Genomic DNA, 22319 nt, shown 5'->3' on the forward strand with positions numbered 1-22319 from the left:
AACCCTGTCTTTTTTGCCGCTACGGGAGAGTTCACAGGAACGGTCTCCGGAGTAGGCAGAGAGGCGGATTACCAAGAGGATCGACAATAGGAAGTCATATTCCTTGGAAGTTGCGCTCGCTCCGGGCGTAGCTTCCATGGCGAATCGCCAATGCCTCATCGACAAACGAAGGTCGCTCACTTGTCCGTGTAGTCGGCTTCTCGGATAAGTGGTTCCCCTGTAGTTCCTTGAAAACGGGATTATAGGAAACGTCGATGATTGAACTTGCCGAAATCCTGACTTTGCGTGAACCTCGGCCAGCCGGACTTCCCGAGTGTTTTCATCTAAGCATCGGTTGACTTGCCTAAACTTGGTGCGAGGTCCGACCGTCGTGAAACTTGCCTCATGTGTATTGCTGTTCACTGCGTTTTTCCGCATTCCTGAACTGGGGACACAATCAGCACCGAAGTCCGAACGGCCAACCGAATCGGAGCATCTTCTAGGGACAAACGGCATGGCCGGATGGACGCTGAACTATCCCAATCCCGACCGACCCGACGAGCGTTATCCACGAACCTTGATACTGAGCCGACACGGGCGCATCATTCGTCGATTTGTAGGTGAGCATTACTTTTGGAAATGGATCTTCTGGGCGGATGGTCATCAAGTCGCCTATGAAGATGGTCCTCCCTACTTTGTAATGCGCTGCGTTCTCGCCGACGTCGCCACAGGCCGCAGGATAGCCGATGTGGACTGTTTCAGTGAACTACCTAGTGATGCCCCACACTGGTTGAGGAAACTGGAGGACGCAAGGTAGCTCGCTACAACGATAGGCCGATTGGACCAAGGGCTGCATCGCCGTCAACGATAGCGAGATCGAGGAAATCTGGCCTCTGTTCCTGACGGTACGTCACTGAACATATTGAACGAAGTTCGCGTAAAACGAGGTTATCGGCAACTTCACACTGAATCAGCTCTCTTTTCGCGGCCGGTTAGCTCTCAGCAATAAAGCGATACCCAATGCAATGGCTATACCACCATAAACCGTCCACCTAGTCTGTCCAGTCATGAAACTACCAGGCAGTACATTGATCCCTTGCAGGAACCAAATGACGCCCGCTAGAACCAGAAGACTAGCAACGATATTCAGTGTGATCCTCATCATTCCTCCCGTGCCCGCACTTCGGAACAAAGGCCATTGTGGCCGCACAGCTGTACATATTACGGAAGCGCAATTTAAGCTCTCCAAGATGAATCGCTTGGAAAACCTCGGATGCAGTTAAAGAAATACCAGTTTTCCGGCAATTTCGACTGGTTCGTAACCGGACTTGCCGCAAACCGGACTTTGCGGGAACTACGGATTACTTCCGGTTTGCCCGTCACTCGGGACAATCGCCAGACGCCAGAAAATGCTTTCGCCTCCGGTTTTGCAGAACACCCGGGGTAACGTAAGATTCCCCAGGAGAAGGGTCGGCCATCCTTCTGACGGCTTCTTCGAACGCGCGCTCCTATCCTCTGTTCCGCTCCACTCTGCGCACCAGCGCGCGCCCGAAAAAGCACTAGCGTCATCCAGACACAATTCATGTCCGGAAGGTACTTTCTGGCGGGAGCTACAAAGGCTGTTCTCGCAGCCTATTTGTCGCTGAAGGACTTGTTGCTTTCTTGGTTTGTCTACTTCGACAAGTAACTGGATGCAGACGGCCACGCTTGGCGGTAGAGTATCGGGAATTTCGTAATCTAACTCAGAGCAGGTCGATTCGCCGGAGGAGCTCTTGAAAACGATGGTCGGAGCGATAGCGATCAAAGATCGGATCGACGGCGAGGTATTCCATCCAGACAGCGTGATCGCGATACGCGGCTTGCAGCCATTTGAATGTGTCTTCATCGCTTTTCAACGCTGCGTAGATCTGAGCCAACCCGTAGGGCGAAACGTAACGCTTCCTCGAGATTGTCTCCAGTTCGTGTGCGATTCGGAGTGCTTCACGCCTCCGCCCTGCCGCTGCAAGGGCAACCACGACCTGGGCCGTGTAAAGTGGGCTACCCCCTGACAGACTCGCAGCCAGCTTCAGCTCACTAACGCCCTCGCTGCGTAAGCCTGCCTGAACGTAGCCCTCGCCCAGCAGAAGGTGTGCAGCTGCGAAGTTCGAGTCCTGCTCAACAGAGTTTCGACCTTGTTCGATTGCATGGGAATAGTCACGGGCCTGATAGTATCGCAGTGCCACCCATGTGCTGATCATGAGATTAAGTGGATCGAGTTCCAGTGCACGGCTGGCTTCGGCAAGCGCCTCGTCATGGCGGCTCTTGATGGAAAGATAGTCTCCGTACCAGTGGTGCGCATTTGCATATTGAGGATCCAACTCCAGAGCACGCTTGAACTCGGCCTCGGCTCCGGCCCAATTCCAACCATGGCTGAACACAAGTCCCAGGGAGGCATGGGACTCAGCCGATTGTGGGTCGATCTCCACTGCCTTGCGAGCGGCCGCGTAAGCTTTCGGAAGCGCCTCGGCCGGGGATTTGAACCCGTGCCACGCAAGTCCGCTGTTGCAGTCGGCCAACCCGGAATATGCCGCGGCGTAGGTTGGATCGTTGTCAATGGCCTGCTGAAAATAATCCTCCGCCTTTTGCATGCCGTCGGCTGTTCGCTTGTTCCAGTGGTAGCGACCTTTCAAATACGCCTCGTATGCTTCAGGCCTTGGCTGCCGCGGATTTGCTAAACGTGTTTTCTGTTCTTCCGTGAGAGCGATGTGTATTTGGCTCGCGATGCTCTGCACGACGGAGTCCTGCACAGCTAGCAGATCTTTGAGTTCGCGGTCGTAACTCTCGGTCCAGAGGTCTGTCTGATTTTGAGCCTCGACGAGTTGGACGGTGATGCGTACACGGTCCGACGAGCGGCGGACGGTGCCCTGGAGAAGATAGTCCGCGTTCAGTTCTTTACCGATCTCTTTCGCGGCCAGAGTGGTGCCTTTGTACTTTGCAACCGAACTGCGGGCTATCACGGTGAGTCGATCCCGATTCAGCTTTCCGGTCTGGGCGATCATTTCTTCAGTCAGACCGTCACTGAAAAACTCCTGGTCGGGATCGCGACTCAAGTTCTCGAATGGCAGAACAGCAAGGACTATCTTGCCCTGGGAATGGGTGGGCGGGTTCGATGCTCGTCGCCAGCCCCAAGCTACCAGGAATGACAGAAGGCACGCGACTGAGAGCAAAGCGGCTGCTCCAACGAAAAGCCACCTGAAGGACTTGCGATTCGCCTGTCCGCTTCCGGCATCCGTCGTCTTTTCCGCCGTGCGATCCTGATCTGGCTCGACTAAACGCAGTCTTCGGGCTTGTAACCAACTATCGAGTTCCGACACGAAATCCCGGTCGCTGGTGAGAACACCCGCTGCCTCTGGTTCGGAAGCTGCGCTTGGTTCTTTGGGAGTAATAACCAGCGCGACGAAGCGATACCCCTGCCCGGTCACGGTTTGTATGAACCGTGGGGTCTCGGCGTCATCCTTCAGGACTTGGCGAAGCTTGCGGATCGCGCCCCGGATACTGTTGTCGGTATCCAGGAAAACACCCTGGCCCCAAACCCTGGAGACGATTTGATCCCGAGTAACAATCTCGTCCCGGTGTTCAAGCAGCAGGAGAAGGATCTCGAACGGGATACGCTCAAGCTTCAGCACATGACTACCATGGCGAAGCCTCCGAGGACGCAGATCAACCTCGTAGCCCTCGCCGAACCGGATCGGTTGCTCCACTCCAGCTAGCTCGGAAGCCATGGCACACCCCATGGAAGCTGAGTGATTCTACACCACATCGGTAGAGGCTGACGCAAGTGCAACCCACGCTTGTCTTTAGAGCGACACAAAACATAACGCGGCGACACACTCTCCGATATGGACAACCGCCTTCGTTGCCGCAAATATCCCGATCACCACTGCCCGAAAGCCAGTGAAGAATCAGGAGGAAGCACAATGAAAAAGATACATGGCGACACAAAGAACCGGGTTCTCGGGCTATGCATGTTGATCGCGACTCTATTCGGGTCTGCCGTCGCGAAAGCCGATGCCGTATTGGACTGGAACGTGATCGCAGTGAACACAGCGGTCACGAACCGCCAGAACCCATTCGCCCAAGCACGATACGCAGCAATCGTACAACTCGCTGTATTCGAATCCGTGAACGCCATCACGGGCGAGTATCATCCCTATCTCGGAACGATCGTAGCACCGCCAGGTGCATCCCCCGAGGCTGCAGCCATCCAAGCTGCCTATCGCGTGCTTAGCACCTATTTTCTAGCTAGCGCCTCGACCCTCGACGCCGACCGCGCCAACTCCCTCGCGTTTATACCGGACGGTCAAGCCAAGACCGACGGCATTGCCACGGGTGAAGCCGCAGCTGTGGCCATGATCGCTCTGCGCGCAAACGACGGATCGTCGCCTCCGCAATTCAAGATACCGGGGCCGCCGGTTCCGGGGGAATGGCAAGCCACACCGAGTTGTCCAATTGTGAATGGAGTCGCTGTCGGAATTGCGTTTCAATGGCAAAACATAACTCCGTTCGGCATCTCGAGTGTTAGGGAGTATCTCCTCGACCCACCGCCAGTGCTCACGAGCCGCGAATATGCGAAAACGTACAACGAGGTGATGACGGTGGGAAGCATCGACAGCACAGAGCGACCACAAGATCGCGCGAATGTCGCGCTCTTCTATGCCGCAGCCTCGCCAACTCAGGTGTTCAATCAGGTCGTCCAGCAGGTTGCGCAGGAGCGGTGGCATTCTCTGACCGAAAATGCTCGTGCGCTGGCCGTAATGAACATGGCTATGAATGACAGCTTGGTCGCGGCATTCTTCAACAAGTATCACTACAATTTCTGGCGACCCGAAACAGCGATCCATGCTGGTGACACAGACGGCAATCCGAAAACCGATCCTGATCCCAGCTTTGTCCCGTTTGTCACGACTCCATGTTTCCCGAGTTATCCCTCCAACCACGGCAGCGCGGCGAATGGCGCAGCCCAGATTCTTAAACGCATATACGGTGAAGGTGAGCATTTCATAACGTTGTCAAATCCCGCCGTGCCCAACATTGTGTTGCAATACACCACCTTCGACCAGATCACCGACGACATCTCCGACGCACGTGTTTACGGTGGGATACATTTTCGAACCGATCAGGTCGCAGGCGAGCGCCTGGGAAACGCGATAGGCAAGGCCGTGTACAAGAACAACCTACGTCGCATGCACGATGACGACTGAGCGCTCAGTTCGAGAGCGATTCGCCATTCGTGTCCTGCGATAGACCACCGCATTCGATGGTAAACCGCTGAAATCGCTGCGAAACAGCCCATTACCGCTTGCATCCCTGCCCCGGCCCACGTATACACGGGCTTTAGGCGACGAGAATCCTTTGGTAACGTCGGGCCGACTTTAAGAGCAACTCTGAAGGAGGGTTTATGCAAATAAACCTACAGCGAGTGTCAACCGACACGCAAGAAAATGAGTTTTCATGCGCATAGTCTCTCGCGTCTCCGAAAGACCTACTCATCTCACTTTTCGGAAACTACGATTTTGAACTTGCCACAAACCGGACTTTTCGGGAGCTAATGTCGATTCATGAAGGTCTCGGTTGTTGATGTTGGGCATCGAACCGGACATTGGTTCGAACTGAGCGAGATGCTGAATCGGCATTTTGGAATTGGGCTCGGGACTCGGGAACAACCGGTAGTCATTTCATCGCAATGCCGTGGGGACGTGAGGTGGTGGCGGTGCTGACGCTCATTCGGGCAAGGACCGTACTGCTTCCAGTTCCTGGCGCAAGGCACGAACTCGTGGCGAAGCGGAATCACGATGAGGTGCCGAAGCTAGTCGTGGAGGCATTCCGATTATTCGCTTCCGGTTCTAGATCGGTCACCGAACCTGAACAAGCGCCATGAGTGCTTTTCCGAGACACTTCCCAAACGAGGACTTCTAGGGCGCTCAGTGGCGCGAAAGCAATCCGCACTCACTGAAGCACGGTCTGTCCCCAGAAATTGACCTTAATGCTACTCGAAGAGGGAGATGGCGACTCGGAGATCGGCGGCCAGGCGCCTGAATAGCTCCTGTACGGTGCGGAGCGCCAGGAACTGGTCTGTGACGGCTCCGAGGCGATCATTTTTTCGATGGCCTCAATGTCGGACGCGACAGATGCAAGCTTTTCGTTCAAGAGATCCACGGGGGCTTGTTGCATGGCGAACAACTACGTGTTCTTATCGAACGCTGTCCGCATTCCATAGATGGGCGTTTTTGATGAGCGGAGCATATACATGCTTTATCGCTATCGGCATTCCCATAGCTGTACGCACTCATTTTGTCGGCGCGTAGGCGTTCATGCAGTTCTCAATCGTTCCAAGATTACCATTCATCTATAGGACGTATCTCGAAGTGTCTGCTGTTCTCGTCATCGTGCCGACGAGACACCAACCTGCTGGGCACACAGATCCTTCCGCGCTGGATCTGTGTGCCTGGTCGGGTACTAGGCTGACTTCGGGATCAAACCATGTGGATCGATCACGAACTTCTTCGCCGCCCCCTTATCGAAGTCCTTGTATCCCTGAGGAGCATCGTCGAGGCTGATGACCGTTGCATTTACGATTCTCGCGATCGGAAGCCGATCGTGGAGAATCGCCTGCATGAGCTGCCGGTTGTATTTGAGCACGGGAGTTTGACCGGTATAGAAACGGTGCGATTTCGCCCAGCCGAGTCCGAACCTCATGCTCAGATTCCCGGTCTTTGCTGCCTGCTCTTTAGCGCCCGGATCTTCGGTGACGTAAAGGCCAGGAATGCCGATAGAGCCAGCGGCTCGCGTGATCGTCATGAGGGAGTTGAGGACGGTTGCAGGCGCCTCTTCTCCGTGCTGGCCGTGCGACTTTGCCTCGAAGCCGACTGCGTCGATGGCCGCGTCTACTTCGGGCTTCCCCACGATCTGGGCGATCTGATCTTCGAGAGAGGCGTCTTTGGTCAAATCGATAGGCTCGTAACCAACCGACTTGGCATGAGCCAGCCGCTCAGGGTTCATATCGCCGACCATGACGACAGCGGCACCAAGAATATAGGCCGATGCGGCTGCGGCCATGCCAACGGGACCGGCCCCGGCAACATAGACAGTTGAACCGACGCCGACGCCTGCATTGACCGCACCGTGAAAGCCGGTAGGAAGGATATCGGTCAGCATCGTGAGATCTCTTAGCTTCTCCATGGCCTGGGCCTTATCAGGAAATGGAATCAGATTGAAATCAGCGTAAGGCACCATGACGTATTCCGCTTGACCGCCTACCCAGCCCCCCATGTCGACGTAGCCGTATGCTCCACCGGCCCGGCCAGGATTCACATTCAGGCAGACGCCCGTCTCCTGAGCCCTACAGGTGCGACAGCGGCCGCATGCAACGTTGAACGGGACGGTGACGAGATCGCCCATCTTGATGTACTCGACGTCGGTCCCAAGTTCTACGACTTCTCCTGTGATCTCGTGACCAAGGACCATGCCAGTCGGAGCAGTCGTCCGACCTCGGACCATATGCTGGTCGGAACCGCAGATGTTGGTGGAAACAACTTTGAGAATAACTCCATGATTGATCTTCTTACCGTTCGGATTTTCGAGCTTGGGATAGTCGATGGATTGAATTTCGACGTGGTTCGGTCCGAGAAAGACCACTCCGCGATTGGAGGCCATAAAGAATCCTTTTCTGCTGCTAGAGCAAGTGCGGGTTGCGTTGCGATAAGAATTAATCCGGCGATGCTCTGCTGCGGTTGCAGCTCGACCGCCAGACACCTTAAGCTTGGATGCTTCGGGAAAGCAGATGGACCAGGAATGCCCTTACCCAAGCGAAATGGCTCGCATGCTAGGCATCCTGGCAGTCCCATATCTCAGATGCCCATATATTCCGATGTATAGTCCCGAAACAGTCCTTTGCCGGAATACATGATGCGAACGCGAAGACCTTCGTCGACTTTGCTCATCTTGACCCAATGCCAGGCATCTAGACTTCTGAGACATCGAAGTAAAGGGTTTCGGCCTTGCTTTCTGGCGAATAGCTACTTGGGAAATAGGCCTGCGATTCACGCTGTACATTGGCTTTGTCATGAAAAAATTCATCAACCGTCCCGAAGATGTCGTGGAAGAAATGATGCAAGGCCTGGCCGCGCTTCACCCAAGTGCGGCCCGTTTGTTGGGGCACAAGGTTATGGTCCGAGCAGATGCGGAACGAGCCCGTGACCAACAGGTTGCTGTACTCTCTGGCGGAGGAAGCGGCCATGAACCAGCTCACGAGGGCTACATTGGCGTTGGTATGCTGAGCGCTGCTGTGGTAGGAGAAGTCTTCACCTCGCCGAGCAGTGACTCCGTCTTCGCCGCTATCAAGGCGGTCTCCGGAGAGGGCGGTGCGCTCCTGGTTGTCAAGAACTATACCGGCGACCGGCTGAACTTCGGTTTGGCGGCGGAGATGGTGCGTGCGGAAGGTATTTCCGTCGAAATGATCGTCGTGGATGATGACGTTGCCCTAAAGGGAACAGAGCAGGCTACGGGTGCGCGTGGTCTCGCCGGCACCATTTTCATTCACAAACTGGTGGGGGCTGCCGCGGCTGAAGGCAAGAGCCTGGCCGATTTAGCGGCAATGGGAAGAGCGGCGGTTGAGTCCCTAGCGACCATGGGCGTCTCGCTTTCCGCCGGAACTTCACCTGCAGTCGGAAAACTCAACTTTGAACTCGGCGAGCATGAGATGGAGCTTGGCCTCGGTATTCACGGAGAACGCGGCGTGAAGCGGACGCAACTGCAGACTGCGGACAAGCTGACAGAGACGCTCCTGTCCCAAATCCTCAAGCACGGAAGGTTTGGCGACGAGAAGCGCGTGGCAGTAATGGTGAACAATCTGGGCGCAACCACAGAGATGGAGCTGGCGATTGTAGCCCGCCATGCGATGCGCTTTCTCGAAAGCAACGGAATTACGGTGGAGCGAATGTATGCCGGAACATTTCTTTCATCACTTGATATGGCGGGGATCTCGATCACTGTTCTCGGTGTCAACGATGAGTGGCTGCGCTGGCTAGATGCAGTTACTACGGCTCCCGCATGGCCCAACGAGATGAAACAACGCCCGAGACAACCCCAAGCGCAGATCGCAGCGGAGCTCGGCAGGAAGGCGAGTTCGCCGACCGGCAAGGGCGCGCAATCGGAGGCAGGCAGAATAACAAAGCAGGCCATCGAGGCTGCGTGCAAGGCGCTGTTAGGCGCAGAAGGTGAGCTTACTGAAATGGACCGCGTTACAGGTGACGGCGACCTCGGCACCAGCATGGAGCGCGCGGCCAAGGCCGTGCAAGGTGCGGTAGGTTCGTATCCTTTGGACGACGTTCCAGCCACGATTAGAGCAATAGGTCATACCCTACGGCGCGAGTTGGGTGGATCGTCAGGACCGCTCTATGGGGTGCTTTTTCTGCGTTGCGGCAGCGTCCTGGAGAAATCGGGCGCAATGGGATTGACGCAGTGGGCCGGGGCGCTCGATCAGGGCTGTCGCGCCATCAGTGAATTAGGTGGCGCGAAGCCCGGCGATCGGACCATGCTGGATGCGCTCGATCCATTCGTGATGGCTTTGAGAAAAGGGGTCGGCGGAAAGGCGTCGCGCGAGGTAATCCTGGCCGCGGTTGAAGCAGCGGAACGCGGCGTCGAAGCGACGGCCCGAATGAAAGCCCGTCTGGGGCGGTCCAGTTATCTTGGAGATCGCGTGCTCGGCTATCCGGATCCAGGAGCGAAGGCAGTCGCCGTCTGGTTGCGTGCAGCCTCCGAAGCGCTCTTCGCACGCTAAGCCTTAAAATCGAATCTGAGCGTTCGCTGCGCAGCGAACAGCTCGAAGTTGCCGATAACGTGACTTTCGAGAAGTTTGCACTAGAACGTGATTTGCCCTAGTTTCACTACGACGTTCTTAGTGCGCGGGCTGATCGCCGATCGGTGAGGTAAGCGTGAACACCATAACATTAGAGTCAACGGTCCCAATCCAGAAATTTTGGGTGTACTGATGAGCAGGCGGTTGTGCTGGCGCTGGGATAAATTCTTCATTGGGATTGTGGCCCGTGTACTCTGCGGTCAACAAGTAGCGGCCGGCAGGAAGCGCCAGAGCGGCGATCTTTGGTTCGTAGGACCAATAATCCACTAGATCGATAGCCGGTAGCTCGAATGTGCCACCTTCGGGAATCGTCACGATGTAAGGCCCCAGTGTGCCAGCGACAAACATGGGATCTCTTTTCACCAAGTGCCGCATTCGACCGCGCTCATCCGTAATCGAAAACTTGATCTCTCCTGCATACTCTTTGCCACCCACGTTCGTGCCCAAGTCAAGGATGAGCGGTCGAGCGGTCTTGTTATAGAGTTCGACCTTGAAGAGCGGTCGACCGGACTGCGCAGCCCCGTCCCGGGCGACTTCGAGTTGGAGAGCGTCCGAGGAGGCATTCTGGGCTACCGCTTGAAGGAACAGAAAGGGGCAGACAGCGAGAATCAAGGCTAGCTGGTTTTCTATGAGTAGACGCATCACTTCCTCACTCTGTAGTTACGAATGGTAAACGGGGTTTGCGACAACTTGAACTGAACTTGCCGCAAAGACGACTTCCCGAGAACGATCTACGGAAATCGGAGAGTGCCTACCGCAAGCTTGAGACAGCACTTGCGGCGACAATGTTGCACCCGGGGGTCTCGATCAAGCCCGGAATCGGGGGGACAGAGGATGTTCAGCTCTATACGCTTTTCACTCGGGACAGTAACCGAAGCTGTATGAGATGGAGCAATCAACCAAGCAGAGATTTGCAGCGCGATCTCATCGCTGAGAGATTTGCTCGGAGTACCCGCGATTTCGACATCTTCGGGCGACAGTAAACTTCGTTATCACACCTTTGATGGTGGCCGCCCTTCCCGCTAGGAAGGAAGGTGAAGAAACCTGAGTAAACTGACAGTCGAGACAGCCGTCAATTAGCGATTCCGAACGACCTAGTTGGAACGTCATCGAGCCCGCGGCAGGCGGCGGTTGCGGAGCATCAGAAGGGATCGCCTTGCCGCACTTGAGTCCTCGATCTATTGTGCACAGAGTATCCCCAACCATCGCCCACTTGTTGGTCATCGCAGAATCTTGCGGCAGTGACCAAACTTTCTCGGACTTCCCGTAGAGGTCTTCGAGCACCCCATATCGCAAGTAACATCCTTGCATTGTGCACCCGTCAAATTCAGTACTGGCACGGACGCCATATTCCCATACCTGCCCGTCTCGAGAATGCAATACCACGGGCGCACTGTAGCCGCCGCTAGGATCATGCTCTCGCCCAAGATACTCAATGCCAAATGCCCAGTATTCTCCTTCGTGGGGTAAAAGAATACCGGCAAACGTATTCACAATATGCGTTGGAATCCAGCTCTTGCCGCCGTCGGTTGTTGAGACAATGATGTTTTCACCTTGCTCTTGATGGGCCGCTACAGCATAGTGTGTCGTGCTCAAGGCGGCTATCGACTCTATCTGCGAAACTGTCGTAGTTTGGGATCAGTCATCATCGCGCTGATCTCCTGCCAATGCACTCCCCCGTCTGATGTCAAAGAGGCGTGCCCACCTACTTTAGCGATACCGTCATTTGGACCTGAAAACGAGAAATCATCTATCGTAGAGCCGCCCGAATGAGAGGACCAAGTATGCCCGCCATTCGTCGTCGAAAGTACTATCCCTCCGGTTCCTGCTGCATGCCCGGTGTTTTGGTCTATGAATGCAATCTTCTAAAGAACCTCACCGTCTTGCCTCCGGCGGCGGACCATCTCAGTAATCCCGTTTTCAAGGAATCACGTTATTGCTTCCGAGAAGCCGTCAATCTTCGAAAGCGTTCGTTTGGAAATCGGCCATAGTGTGTGATCTCTCAACTTTCGAACCGCAGCCTTCTTGCATCCTCATCTCACTGAGATGAGAGCTTCAGAGTTCAACCCGGAGCGAACGTAGTAGCTGATTGAGCGGCGTTGCCACAGAGCAATCATTGCACTATGAGCGTTATCTGATCGTTATGACTGAGGGAACCACTGGAAGCGACGACCGTGATGGTGTATGTGCCGGCTGGGGTGTTCCGCCGGGTTTGGGCCGGAGGACTGCCAGATCCCGGACTGCCGCCGCACCCGTTGAGCAACAGGGCGCCAGAGAAGATCCCCAGCAGACAAAGAAGGAGCGTTAACCTGTTCAGACGTCGACGTGTACGTCGCGAAATTGCAGGTAATGCAAATACTGCCAGTGCGGGCAGGTAAGCGGGCCAACCCGGTGTCGCCGGTCTTCGTCGAAATAATGACGTAGAAGTCTGCTGCGTATTGATACTCAGGGATACAGGTGTGGAGCTCGACCCAACGGTGACGCTCGATGGAGTAAAGGTACATGTCGCATACGTCGGTAGATTGGCGCAGCTCATAGTGACGACACCGGTAAATGTACCGACAGTGCCGATGCTGAAGTTGAAGTTCGCCGCCTGGCCCGCGGAGATGGTGGCAGTGGATGCACCTGTGGGTGGGGGCAGGACAAAGTCCGATGCTACTACAATACCTCCCAAACTGACGCTCTGCGGCATTGCGCCGACGGAGCCTACGGTCAGCACTGCGCTTTCGTCACCGGTACTGGTGGGCTTGAACGAGACAGTCAGGCTGCACGTTGCGTTCACCGCAACGGTCGCCCCACAGGCAGAAGTCACCGTGAAGTCGGTAGAGTTCTGCCCGGCGACCGCTAACACGACGTTTGCGAGCGGGATGCTTCCGGAGTTGCGGAGTGCCAGTGTCTGCTGCGTCAAGGTGCCGGTGGATATAGTGCCGAACGAAAGAGACTGACTGGAGAGCGTGAACACGGGAGCCGAACCAGTGCCAGTGAGCGTAACGGTCTGTGGACTGTCGGGAGCATTGTCGGTGATCAGCAGATTCGCGTTGTTGGAGCCGGCCACGGACGGCGTGAACACCACGCTCACTATGCAGCTCGAACCAGCCGCCAGCGTGTTGCTACAGGTTGAAGTTGTCGCGAAGCTAGATGCATTCATTCCGCTAAGCGAAATAACTAATCCCGTCAGAGGCGACGCGCCGGTGTTTTGTATCATGACGGTCTGGGCTGCCGATGCGAGACCCTCCGCCTGCAAAGGAAACGTGATTGCCTTCGTGGAGAGACTAACAGCAGCACCACCGGCGGCCGAAGGAGTCGCCAGACTGCTGCGGACCAGTATGATCTGCGATGTAGATACGGGATTGGTCCAGAAATCAGCCGGGTAAGATTCGTTGTTGCGGAATGCGAACCCATCGGCCCCCCAACGCAACAGTTCGTTCTCACTGGGAGGGCTGTTCAGAGCGAACGAGAGCACTCCCGACAGCTTGAAGGTCGACGGGTCATAGCTAAGGATCTGCGGATCTCCGTATGGCGCCCCTGCACCGATCAGTCCATCGTCCAGGATAAAGGTGCGCTTTGCGACACTGTCAGCCGTAACCGCCGCTTCGTAGAACAGATTTGTGTCGTAGCGGCCAAGAAGCTTCTGCGCTTTCGGGTCCCATACCTCGCCGCTGTTGGTGTAGAGAAGAGTCCCGTCCGTCGCCAACTCCGAGCCTGTAGTTTGGTCACAACAACCTGCGCCTCCAGGCAAACCAGGTGTTATTCCAGTCGCAGATACGGAGGTGGCGCTGAAGAAGCCGCTGGTACCGATCGGATAACCGTAAAACGTCGTTGGGTCCGACGTAAAGATGAAGCTGTCCAAAGTATAGTTGGCAGGATAGGTATTAGCGATGTACTGCACCAGACCGGCGTCGTTGAACAGCGCGACACCATTCTCTGACGGCGAGGCTGCCTGCGACAGCGAAGCGACCAGCAGTTGAGGCGAACCCGGAACGACATGCATATCAATGACACCGGCGGAGGAATTCGGCAGTGTGAAGGTGCGATCCACAGCCCTTGCGGCCAAATCGATTCGCTGCAACATCGCTCCGTTCGGATTGTAGTTTGCACTTGCGCCGACGTTGTCCACGAAGGCCACATACAGATAATGTCCATCGTCGGAAAGAGCGAGCCGTGTCGGATTTGTAAGGACAGGGATCGGCGTGCCCAATGCGCCGGTAGTCGGGTCAACTGAGATCATTGTGTTCGGATTCGAAGCTGATGTTGCGGGGATTGCCGCGTACAACAACTTCGAGGCAGGTTCGTAAACGAGTTGAGTCGCGTTGAGATTGACCACATGGAAGGTTGTCAGCATCTCCGCGTTGCCGGTTCCTCCCGGAGCAGGGTTTACGACCTGCACCGGGAATTCACCCATCGCCCCGAGGGTACTTGGATCGACCGTAACTTGGATCGACACGCTGCCCGCGGCCGTCACGGGCACACTCACACCGTTCACAACTACGGTGGACTGTGGAAAGAAGTTTGTGCCGTTAATGGAGATCGTTACCGGGCCGCCGTCGAGCGAGATCGTTGCCGGCGAGAGGCTGGTGATGGCCGGTGCGGGGAATGAAGCCAGTGCCGTGCCTGTGATTGCGACGGTGAGGATTGGCGTAACGGGATCGTTGGTGTATATCGTCAGCGTTCCGGTTGCCGCGCCCGCTACCGTGGGATTGAAGGCGAATTGAAAGGCGCATGTCGACGATGGTGGGACCGGGTTGCTGCTGCACGGCGTGCCTATGAGAGTGAACGGTCCCGTTATCGTGGCGGGTGAGCTATTCACGACCAGCGGCGCGGTCCCTGTGTTTTGAAGCAATACCGCACCGGTTTGCGAAGTCGTTCCCAGCACCTGTGGGGCGAACGAATAGCTGCTTCCTAGAATGAGAGAGGCTACAGGTGCGGTAGCGGTCGCATATATCGTCTCGAGGTTCGCTGCCATTGGAGCATTCGAGCCGATGGCAACTGCTGCGCTGAAACTACCTGCCGAGGTTGGACTGAAGGTGTAAGCCAAAGTGCAGGAGGCGCCTGCTGTGAGCGCTCCCGTGCAGATATTTGCCGAAGCAAAGGCAAATCCATTCGAGGTAAGTTGCACGGAGGAGATTGTCAAAGGCCCATTGCCGCAGTTGACAATGTCGAACGATCCGCTGCCGGTTGTGCCTACCTGCGCCGTCACGCCGGTCGAGTTGGCGAAACAGATGCTCGGACCTGGCTTCGACGCATCGATCAGCGCGGCAAAACCGTAGTTATAGGTGTAGTTCGGCGGCGGTGGCGTTACCGCTCCGAGCAACGCACCGGGCGTCGTTGGGAAGTCCTGCGACGCGATCCCAACTACATGAGCCAATCCGGTTGAATCGATCGCCATACCATTCACCTGCGAGAAGCCGGCGGTGCTGTTCACATAGCTCGAAAAAAGCAGGTTATGCATCGGGGGATCGAACTCTGCGATAAAGCCGCTCCCGCTGAACTGATAGTTAAAAGCCGACTGCAACGGATTCACTAGCGGGAGGGCGCCTTTGGTTGTACCCGCAAGCCACACATTGCCGCTCGGGTCTTGTCCGATTCCGCTGATACTGATTAAAGAATAGTTAGGACCAAATGCACTCGAATAAAGAAGCTGTGTACCGTCTTCACTTACCTTTGCGAAGAAGCCGAGGGCTCCGAGGGTTGTTACACCGTTGATGCTCGTACTAGTGTTGCTGCTATAGGCATCCGGGGTGACCGGGAAGTTGTAACCGGCGTCGCCGGCAATCAGTACGTCGTGGGTAGGGGTCAGGGACATGGATGAGACAGAGCCCGTGCCAACCAGGGTAGAGCTCAGAATTGTGCTGCCATCTGCAGAGATTCTCGTGACGAACGGTCCACCGTCGGACGAACTCGTCTGATAAGCACCGGAGGTCGTAGGCCATGGGGTCGTTCCTGTGTTTATGGAAACGCCCGCCGTTCCTGCCATGTAAATGATGCCCGTACCGTCCACAGCAAGCCCCGTCGGACCGGTACTGCCAGAAGCCTCACCGATCTCGCCAACGATTGCGCCATAACTCAGCGAACCAGTTGGCGAAAGCTTGAGCAGGAATGCACCCGTATCACCATAGCTGGGAGAAAACGCATGCAGGGCGCCCGGTGTGACGGGCAGGCTGGTAGATTCCGAGAGGCCCGCAACATAGACATTCCCGGTGGTGTCGGTTGTCAAAGACTCGGGATAGACCATATCCGACTGCGATACAGAAGAACCGCCCCCCAGACGGCTGGAGAAGTTGAACGCCGACCCATCCGGTGTGAGCGACAGCACAAAGCCATTGTCAAAGTTGGCAGCGGCGGAAGAGATTGGATTCTTCAGAGGAAAATCCGCCGAAGCTTGTGATCCTGCGACAATGGCGTCGCCACTCGCATCGACGGTCAATGCAGTCGATTGATCGGTGCTAGGACCGTTGTAGGGATCCACGCTGCCGCCGATGAAGGTGGAATAGATTACCGCGGTCCCTGCGGGGTTCAGCTTGGTCACAAACACTGCAAGCTTGTTCGTCCCGGTGACGCAGCTGTTACACGTCGCCGGATTCGCCATGGCTGGAAAGGCTACTGGAGCTTCGCCAGTGATGTACGTGTCACCGCCGGCGTCAACTGCAACTGCTGTCACAGACACGGACGCATTGCCAAGGAAAGTCGAATAATCCAACACCGGGTCAATCACTAGCGGCTGCGTGCGGTCGTAATCTCCCAGATGAAAGCTTACGGCTCCATCTGCCAACACAAATTGCGCCGGAACCTCGCGACGATCACCGCCAATCATCTGGTAGGCGTGCGGATGACGCAACGTAATTTCGCTCTCGTCCAGGGAAATACGCAGATCACCGGAACCGGTCAGATCGACCTTGCGAGCACCATCGAGTTGCAGGCGAATACTTGAAGGCGTAGCCCCAGGATGCACGATGTAGTCATGCTCCACCTGGGATCCATTGCCATAGTAGGTAAGGTCGATTCCGCGGTAGACCTCCTCATATGTCACTCTGCCGTACCGCTGCACATGTTGGTGCCAAGCGGAGATTTTGTCACCAAGTAGATAATTCGACTCTCCGCCGAGCTTGTCCGCGGCATGAGATGGTGCATCTGCGCGGGCGCCCGCTAAGCGAATCGAGAGCTGCTGGCTCCGTCCGTTTGTCTGGGGAAGCGACAGGCGCATCCAATTGGCTGAGAGCTCTGCCTGCATGGCTCCTGTAAGTACCAGATAATCTGTGCCCGGAACTGCCTGTCCGACATTGGCTTCGAACGCCAGCGGGAGCCGCTGCAACCGAATAGAAGCGCTGTCGGGGTCTCGTCGAGGCGCCGAGGTGTCGTTGGTTTGCCCATAAGCGCAAACTGAAGTTAGTAAAAAGCACCAAAACAGGTAGGGGCAACGCAAAAAGTGGCGCATCAATTCTCCAACACGGCAGGTGTAGCTCGATTTCTACGGAACTAAATCACTTTATCGCGAGCACCTCTTTTTGCATAAGGAAAAACCACTCGACAGTCTGGCCGTTGATCAGCATCTCCGCTTGGTTGTGCTTGAAGGATGGAGTAGGCAGAACCGGAGTGAGAAATACGTCGTACTTCTGGAAGTACACGGCATAACCATCGTTCAGTCGCTCCGCAGCTTGCACTGCGTCGATGTAGTCCGCCGCTGGAGTGTCAGACAGTGAGAGCATGAACCTGGCCATGTATGAAATTTCATCCTCGCTGCGGCGCGCCGTCTTATTCACGAATCCGGGCTTCATCTCGAGGACATGCAGACGACTGAACACATCGAGCGCGAAGTCGCGCTCGATGTGCAGGAATGCGCACGGACTCGACTGTGTGCCCGAGTTCCTTGAGCACTTCAGCAGCAGCTTCCACCGTGGCCGCGACCTCGCCGTCGATCGGACCACAGCCAAGCCCCACCAGCCAGCCCACACGAAGCGGACGCTTGTTGGAACTCCCAATTCCGTTATCGAACGAGATGGCGTTGCTGGAGTAGTCGTCCTGTCCGTCCGGCCCAGCGAGTTGGGAAAAAGCCAACGATAGATCGCGGATACTGTGCGCCATCGGGCCTACATGCCAGAAACGGCGCGGCTCACGCGGCCAGATACCGGTCATGGGGACACGCCCGTGGGTGGCCTTGAGCGAGAGAATGCCGGTGTGCGCTGCAGGCCCCCGTACGGAGATAGCAAGGTTAGTACCAGGCCAAGCGGAGACATGCCTGCCGCAATCGCCGCCGACTCGCCACCTGGAGCCACCCGGCGTCAGAGCCAAGTTCCAGGAATGAACCGGGACGACATGAAACCACGTACCGAATCTACTCTGACGCGCCTTCCACTGCGATACCAGAGTTGAGCATAAATACCAAATCGCAGGTCGAGCTTTTCTTACCGCAGTACACAACCGCATCGCGCAGCACACGCGCAGACGATCCGGCTGGCTCCGCGCCGGGCAAACGCAGCGACTTTGCCTCGTCCAGCAGGGGCTTCAGTTTTGCATCACCGGAGACGAGCATAGCTGCCGCGATACCATCGGCGTCCAACTGGAGACGTACTGTGCCGCCACCCTCCGCACCCGCGCCATTCTTCACGTGGTAGCTGCGAAAGTCCTGCATCGACGTTGCAAAGTGCTCGCCGCTGGGCGCCTTGACCCCGGCCTTCTCAAGACGCGCAATGGCCGCAGCCACTTCGGCAAAGTCCTGCTTCGCATCGGCCGCATGCTCCGCCTGCTTCGCAAGCCGGTACATCCACAGCGCATCTGCATTGCGGTCCAGACCCTCGAAGGCCTGCGCCAGGTGATTGCCGACGATTACGTTTTGCTGTGAGAACCATGCTGCGCGCAGGTACGGCTCGGCCTCCTTCGGCTTGCTCTCAAGCAGCAGAATGTAGCCCAGCGTGTCCCACGAGGCTGTTAGGTTCGCCGACTCGGCAAAGGCCTTCGTATTCGCCTCTTCCAAAACGTGCGAGGCGGTCGCCTTTTCCAGCAGATCGACCGAACGGCGCGACTGCGTCTCCGCGAATGGCAGATCGATCTTCGTCTCCGACAGCACGTAGACGTTATTGTTGATGACATCCGGATCATCGCTACCGTCCATAGCCTTCTTCGCGGCCATGGCGGCTTCTTCGTTGCGATGCAGTTCGTACAGCGTGCTTGCCACCTGCGAGGCCACCGCGCGGTCTTCAGGCTGGCGCGCCTGCAGATCGCGCAGAACTCCGAGCGCATGCGTGTAGTCGCCCTGTTTGCCAAACACATAGACTCGCATCTGCTGAACCCGTTCGCCGCTACCGCCGTATCTGTTCAGTAATCCCTCCGCATCGCTGTAACGCTGCTTGTTGCTGTATTCCTGGGCCAGTCCGAGAACCATCCAGGGGTCGTCATCGGGATGTGCCTTCATCTCCGCTTCGACATCGCGGGCGCCGGAGTCAAGATCCCCGTCATTCGCCTTGACGAGCCCAAGCATACCCAGGACGTAAGGCGCATCCGGCGAACTCTTGCGTAAAGCTTCGAGGCGGCTGCGGGCCCCACCCAGATCTCTTCGCTGCAGCATAGCGGTGATCTCTACCAGCTGCTGTCGCGTGTCAGAGGGGTTCGGGGGCTCGGCCGCAGGCGTCGTATCCTTGGCCGGCGTGGTGGATGTGCTCTTCGCGCCCTCCTTGTTGATCGTGAGGTGATCGGGCGGGATGAGCCGCAGGTAAGGCTCCCCATCGTTCACCAGAGTTGCTTTCTGAAAGGCAAGGTAATCCTTCCACCGGTCACGCGGCAGCTTATGCACCTTGACGACCAGCTTGCGATCGGCGATGACCTTCCCGTCGACAAGGCGATATGTCTTGTCGTAGGTTGCGAACTCCCGGGAGACATGAACGGCGTCGGGCAGCTCTGCACGATAGCCCGCGGGAAGGGCCATAGTGCTGTGAGCCTCGACGGTACGCGGTGCGCCAAGGTCGATATCGTGTTCGGGCGCCTTCTCTTCGCTCACAAGAGTGAGTTCAACTGCGGGGAAGAGAGGCAACGATTGATTGTTCTCCCATCCAGCGTACTTCTCGCGGCTGTAATCGTAGGTGATCTTCACCGGCGCAGCTGCGTTGGTCTGCCGCATGTCCGTGCCGCTCACCTTACCGCTAAACCCCATTGCCCCCGAAAGGTACTGCATCGCGTCGTCCCATTGCGCGGGTGATAGCCGCTGCATCATGGAGCGCAACTCCAGCTCAGTGTCAGATCTCGCAGTCAATACCATGTGGCTCTTCAGCAGGCCGTCACTGTCCAGCGTGCCCTCGGCGACAAAGTCTTCGTGGTAGGCATAAGGCGGGTTCGCCGGAGTCTTCTCAATTGTGGCCGGAGCCTTATCTGGGATGACAAGCGCCTGCTGGTCGCGGATGACGGGCATAAGCACGCGGAAGGGTGCGACCTCAGCGGTGGAGTCGATCCAGACTCGCTCCGGCTTGCCGGCAGCGTCAGGCAGTTCGAGTGTCGTGATGGCGTGGTTGAAGACCGCGGGTGATGGCACATCCATTACCGGCGCAATCCCCGCCCCGATCAGCACCGGTGCCGTGGTCATCCCTTTCGCGCGCAGCAGGCTCTCCAACAGAGTGTCCTTGTCCTTGCAATCGCCGTAGCCGTGGTCCAACACCTCGTCGGGTGTATGCGGCTGGAAGCGGCCAACACCGAATGAGAGCGAGATGTAGCGGATCTGTGTCGCAACGAAGCGATAGAGCGCCTCTGCCTGTTCCTGAGGTGTCTTCGCATTTTTGGTCAGCTCATCGGCCTTTGCTCGCACGCTGGCGGTAGGCTGGAGGCGCTGCTCTGCCAAACTGCGGTACCAGTCGCCCACCTCTGCCCAGCTATGAAAGGTGGTCCATGCCACGCTGGGCAGCTTGCGTCCGTCGGAGTCCTCGTCCGGATCCTTCACCTCGGCCGCAGTCATCTTGCCGTTCTCGTCGCGTGCGCTGGCCTTGGTCTGCGAGGAGGTCCACGTCCACACCCTCATTCCGTCGCGCGTCACCGACATCGTTTTGTGGTTAGGGCTCCAAACCTGCACGTAGGTCTTTTCCGGCACGGCAAGCGTTAGACTCTGTTCCAGAACCACGCCACCCTGCACCAGGAAATGCTCCGCCCCCCAGAATTGTCCCGGCGCTTGCGCCTTGGTAAGGACTGTGTGGAACTGATATTCGAGCCGGTCGCCCGACGCAAGGCTACGCACGGGGAGGTGTTTCTCTTTCAGGTCCGAGTACATCGGCGCTTCGCGGGTTACTTCTGCGGGCATCTCCATGGCGTCGTCGACTGGCGTGTTTACCGTGCCGCCGTCCGGCTTATGCACGCGTACGAATTCCATCGTCGCGGTTGAATTTGCTGAAGCGTAAGGCAGATTCAACACGCTGAACTGCCGCGCCACGCCGTCTGACTGAATGCGCACGATCACATGCTGCACTATGTCTCCGGTGCCGTCGGCCTTCATTGTTGTAGTGGTGTCGTACCGCTCAAAGACAAACGGCTCGTCGCGGTACGGATCCACGGAGGAAGCCGGAGTTTGAGTATGGGACGGCAGCGGCAGAGTCGCAATTACGGCAGCGGACAACACAATCAGACGGAGTTTCATGGATGTAACTGCGTGTATAGCAGATTTCGGGAACCGGGTACATACCCCACATTGCCCCCCGACCAGCCACCACAGTTAGAATGACCTAGCCCGTCCCTCGTCCATGTGACGATTGCTCAACGTAAGCCGACTTATCGGTACTGACCTGCTTAAATGAGCGTTGGGCAACATCGATGGACCTACAATTAAGTGGCGGTTGGTAATAAATAAAAGATGTACGTTCCGATTGGAATCGATTCCCATGCAACGTGCTCCCTTGGTTAAACTTGTCTTTTTCCTGGTTTTGTTCTTCATCTCGGCAACAGTCCAAGCCGTAGACGTTCAATCAACCGAGGATCACCCGACCTGTCCTGGGTTGAAGCTGGAGATTGGAATCCCCGACGATGTCGTTCGTCCTCAATCCGATGTGCTTCTGGAACTGAGGCTGACAAATGTCGCGCACGAGGCGATACTACTTCCGTCAGGTTCACCAGACTTCTGGTCCTACGAATTCGAACTGAAAGACGAGCGCGGTGCTCTCGTCCCGCGAACGGCGGAGTGGATGCATGCTCTTTCACAACGTCCTACGATCGTCACGGCAAACGTGTCCATACCACTTTCCGCCGGAGCCTCGCTGACAAAGGCTGTGTTGCTTGAAAAACTCTTCGACCTGACCAGGCCGGGTCGATACACACTTCGCGTCTCATTTGGTTCGGTCATGTGTGGCAACTCAGCTAAACACGTCACCTCCAACTTGGTTCAGTTCACTGTTGGCGCTCCCTCAATTCGGCCTTTAACGCCTAAAGCCGCTGAAAACGTTTGAGAAATGGGTTTCCCGAACAGTCCATAAGGCTAGGACGA

Annotated in this window: 14 protein-coding genes and 1 pseudogene; 6 read left to right on the forward strand and 9 right to left on the reverse strand. The window is 56.6% G+C overall.

From position 1 onward, the window contains the following. Nucleotides 1–370 precede the first annotated feature (370 nt). The gene (locus tag HDF12_RS00885) at nucleotides 371–796 is read left to right on the forward strand and encodes a hypothetical protein (protein ID WP_179580179.1); all 426 of its coding nucleotides are present in this window, start codon (nucleotides 371–373) and stop codon (nucleotides 794–796) included. Nucleotides 797–1252: 456 nt separating this feature from the next. After that, complete coding sequence (locus tag HDF12_RS00890; protein ID WP_179580479.1) at nucleotides 1253–1426, forward strand: hypothetical protein; 174 nt, start codon at nucleotides 1253–1255, stop codon at nucleotides 1424–1426. Nucleotides 1427–1721: 295 nt separating this feature from the next. Here HDF12_RS00890 and HDF12_RS00895 read toward each other — a convergent pair whose 3' ends face one another. Both HDF12_RS00895 and HDF12_RS22730 read right to left on the reverse strand, forming a co-directional pair. Continuing rightward, nucleotides 1722–3068, reverse strand: coding sequence for a tetratricopeptide repeat protein (locus HDF12_RS00895; protein ID WP_257025289.1), 1347 nt, complete (start codon nucleotides 3066–3068; stop codon nucleotides 1722–1724). Nucleotides 3069–3476: 408 nt separating this feature from the next. After that, nucleotides 3477–3644 (reverse strand): annotated as a pseudogene (locus HDF12_RS22730) (winged helix-turn-helix domain-containing protein); the annotation flags it as partial. Between HDF12_RS22730 and HDF12_RS22115 the strand changes: the two are divergent. Both HDF12_RS22115 and HDF12_RS00900 read left to right on the forward strand, forming a co-directional pair. Further along, complete coding sequence (locus HDF12_RS22115) at nucleotides 3564–3728, forward strand: hypothetical protein (protein ID WP_257025290.1); 165 nt, start codon at nucleotides 3564–3566, stop codon at nucleotides 3726–3728. The pseudogene HDF12_RS22730 and the gene HDF12_RS22115 sit on opposite strands and share 81 nt — an antisense overlap. Nucleotides 3729–3935: 207 nt before the next feature. Beyond that, a complete protein-coding gene (locus tag HDF12_RS00900) occupies nucleotides 3936–5219 on the forward strand; it encodes a vanadium-dependent haloperoxidase (protein ID WP_179580481.1) in 1284 nt (427 codons plus the stop codon). 1255 nt (nucleotides 5220–6474) lie between these two features. Here HDF12_RS00900 and fdhA read toward each other — a convergent pair. Both fdhA and HDF12_RS22120 read right to left on the reverse strand, forming a co-directional pair. Beyond that, nucleotides 6475–7671, reverse strand: coding sequence for a formaldehyde dehydrogenase, glutathione-independent (gene fdhA / locus HDF12_RS00905; RefSeq protein ID WP_179580482.1), 1197 nt, complete (start codon nucleotides 7669–7671; stop codon nucleotides 6475–6477). 307 nt (nucleotides 7672–7978) lie between these two features. Further along, complete coding sequence (locus HDF12_RS22120; RefSeq protein ID WP_257025627.1) at nucleotides 7979–8254, reverse strand: hypothetical protein; 276 nt, start codon at nucleotides 8252–8254, stop codon at nucleotides 7979–7981. On the opposite strand from HDF12_RS22120, the gene dhaL reads away from it, so the two are divergent. Next, the gene (gene dhaL, locus HDF12_RS00910) at nucleotides 8135–9796 is read left to right on the forward strand and encodes a dihydroxyacetone kinase subunit DhaL (RefSeq protein WP_246374063.1); all 1662 of its coding nucleotides are present in this window, start codon (nucleotides 8135–8137) and stop codon (nucleotides 9794–9796) included. The genes HDF12_RS22120 and dhaL overlap by 120 nt on opposite strands. A gap of 117 nt (nucleotides 9797–9913) precedes the next feature. Here the strand turns inward: dhaL and HDF12_RS00915 are convergent, their stop codons facing one another. The 5 genes from HDF12_RS00915 to HDF12_RS00935 form a co-directional block, all read right to left on the reverse strand. Beyond that, entirely contained in the window at nucleotides 9914–10516 is a 603-nt protein-coding gene (locus tag HDF12_RS00915; RefSeq protein ID WP_179580484.1) for a hypothetical protein, read from the reverse strand. 1471 nt (nucleotides 10517–11987) lie between these two features. Continuing rightward, nucleotides 11988–17306 (reverse strand): DUF7948 domain-containing protein, encoded by a 5319-nt coding sequence (locus tag HDF12_RS00920; RefSeq protein ID WP_179580485.1) that lies wholly within the window; start codon nucleotides 17304–17306, stop codon nucleotides 11988–11990. 46 nt (nucleotides 17307–17352) lie between these two features. After that, nucleotides 17353–17589 carry an amidase family protein gene (locus HDF12_RS00925; protein WP_179580486.1) on the reverse strand — a complete coding sequence of 79 codons (237 nt, stop codon included), beginning with the start codon at nucleotides 17587–17589 and terminating at the stop codon, nucleotides 17353–17355. A 34-nt stretch (nucleotides 17590–17623) separates the two neighbouring features. Then, nucleotides 17624–18295, reverse strand: a complete 672-nt coding sequence (locus HDF12_RS00930; protein ID WP_179580488.1) for an amidase family protein — start codon at nucleotides 18293–18295, stop codon at nucleotides 17624–17626. After that, on the reverse strand, nucleotides 18204–21479 hold the full coding sequence (locus tag HDF12_RS00935; protein WP_179580490.1) for a transglutaminase family protein: 3276 nt from the start codon (nucleotides 21477–21479) through the stop codon (nucleotides 18204–18206). The genes HDF12_RS00930 and HDF12_RS00935 overlap by 92 nt, the downstream gene beginning before the upstream one ends. 160 nt (nucleotides 21480–21639) lie before the next feature. Between HDF12_RS00935 and HDF12_RS00940 the strand changes: the two genes are divergently transcribed. After that, nucleotides 21640–22281, forward strand: a complete 642-nt coding sequence (locus HDF12_RS00940) for a hypothetical protein (RefSeq protein WP_179580492.1) — start codon at nucleotides 21640–21642, stop codon at nucleotides 22279–22281. Nucleotides 22282–22319: the final 38 nt, after the last annotated feature.

The sequence above is a fragment of the Tunturiibacter gelidiferens genome (assembly GCF_013410115.1).
Classification (GTDB): domain Bacteria; phylum Acidobacteriota; class Terriglobia; order Terriglobales; family Acidobacteriaceae; genus Edaphobacter; species Edaphobacter gelidiferens.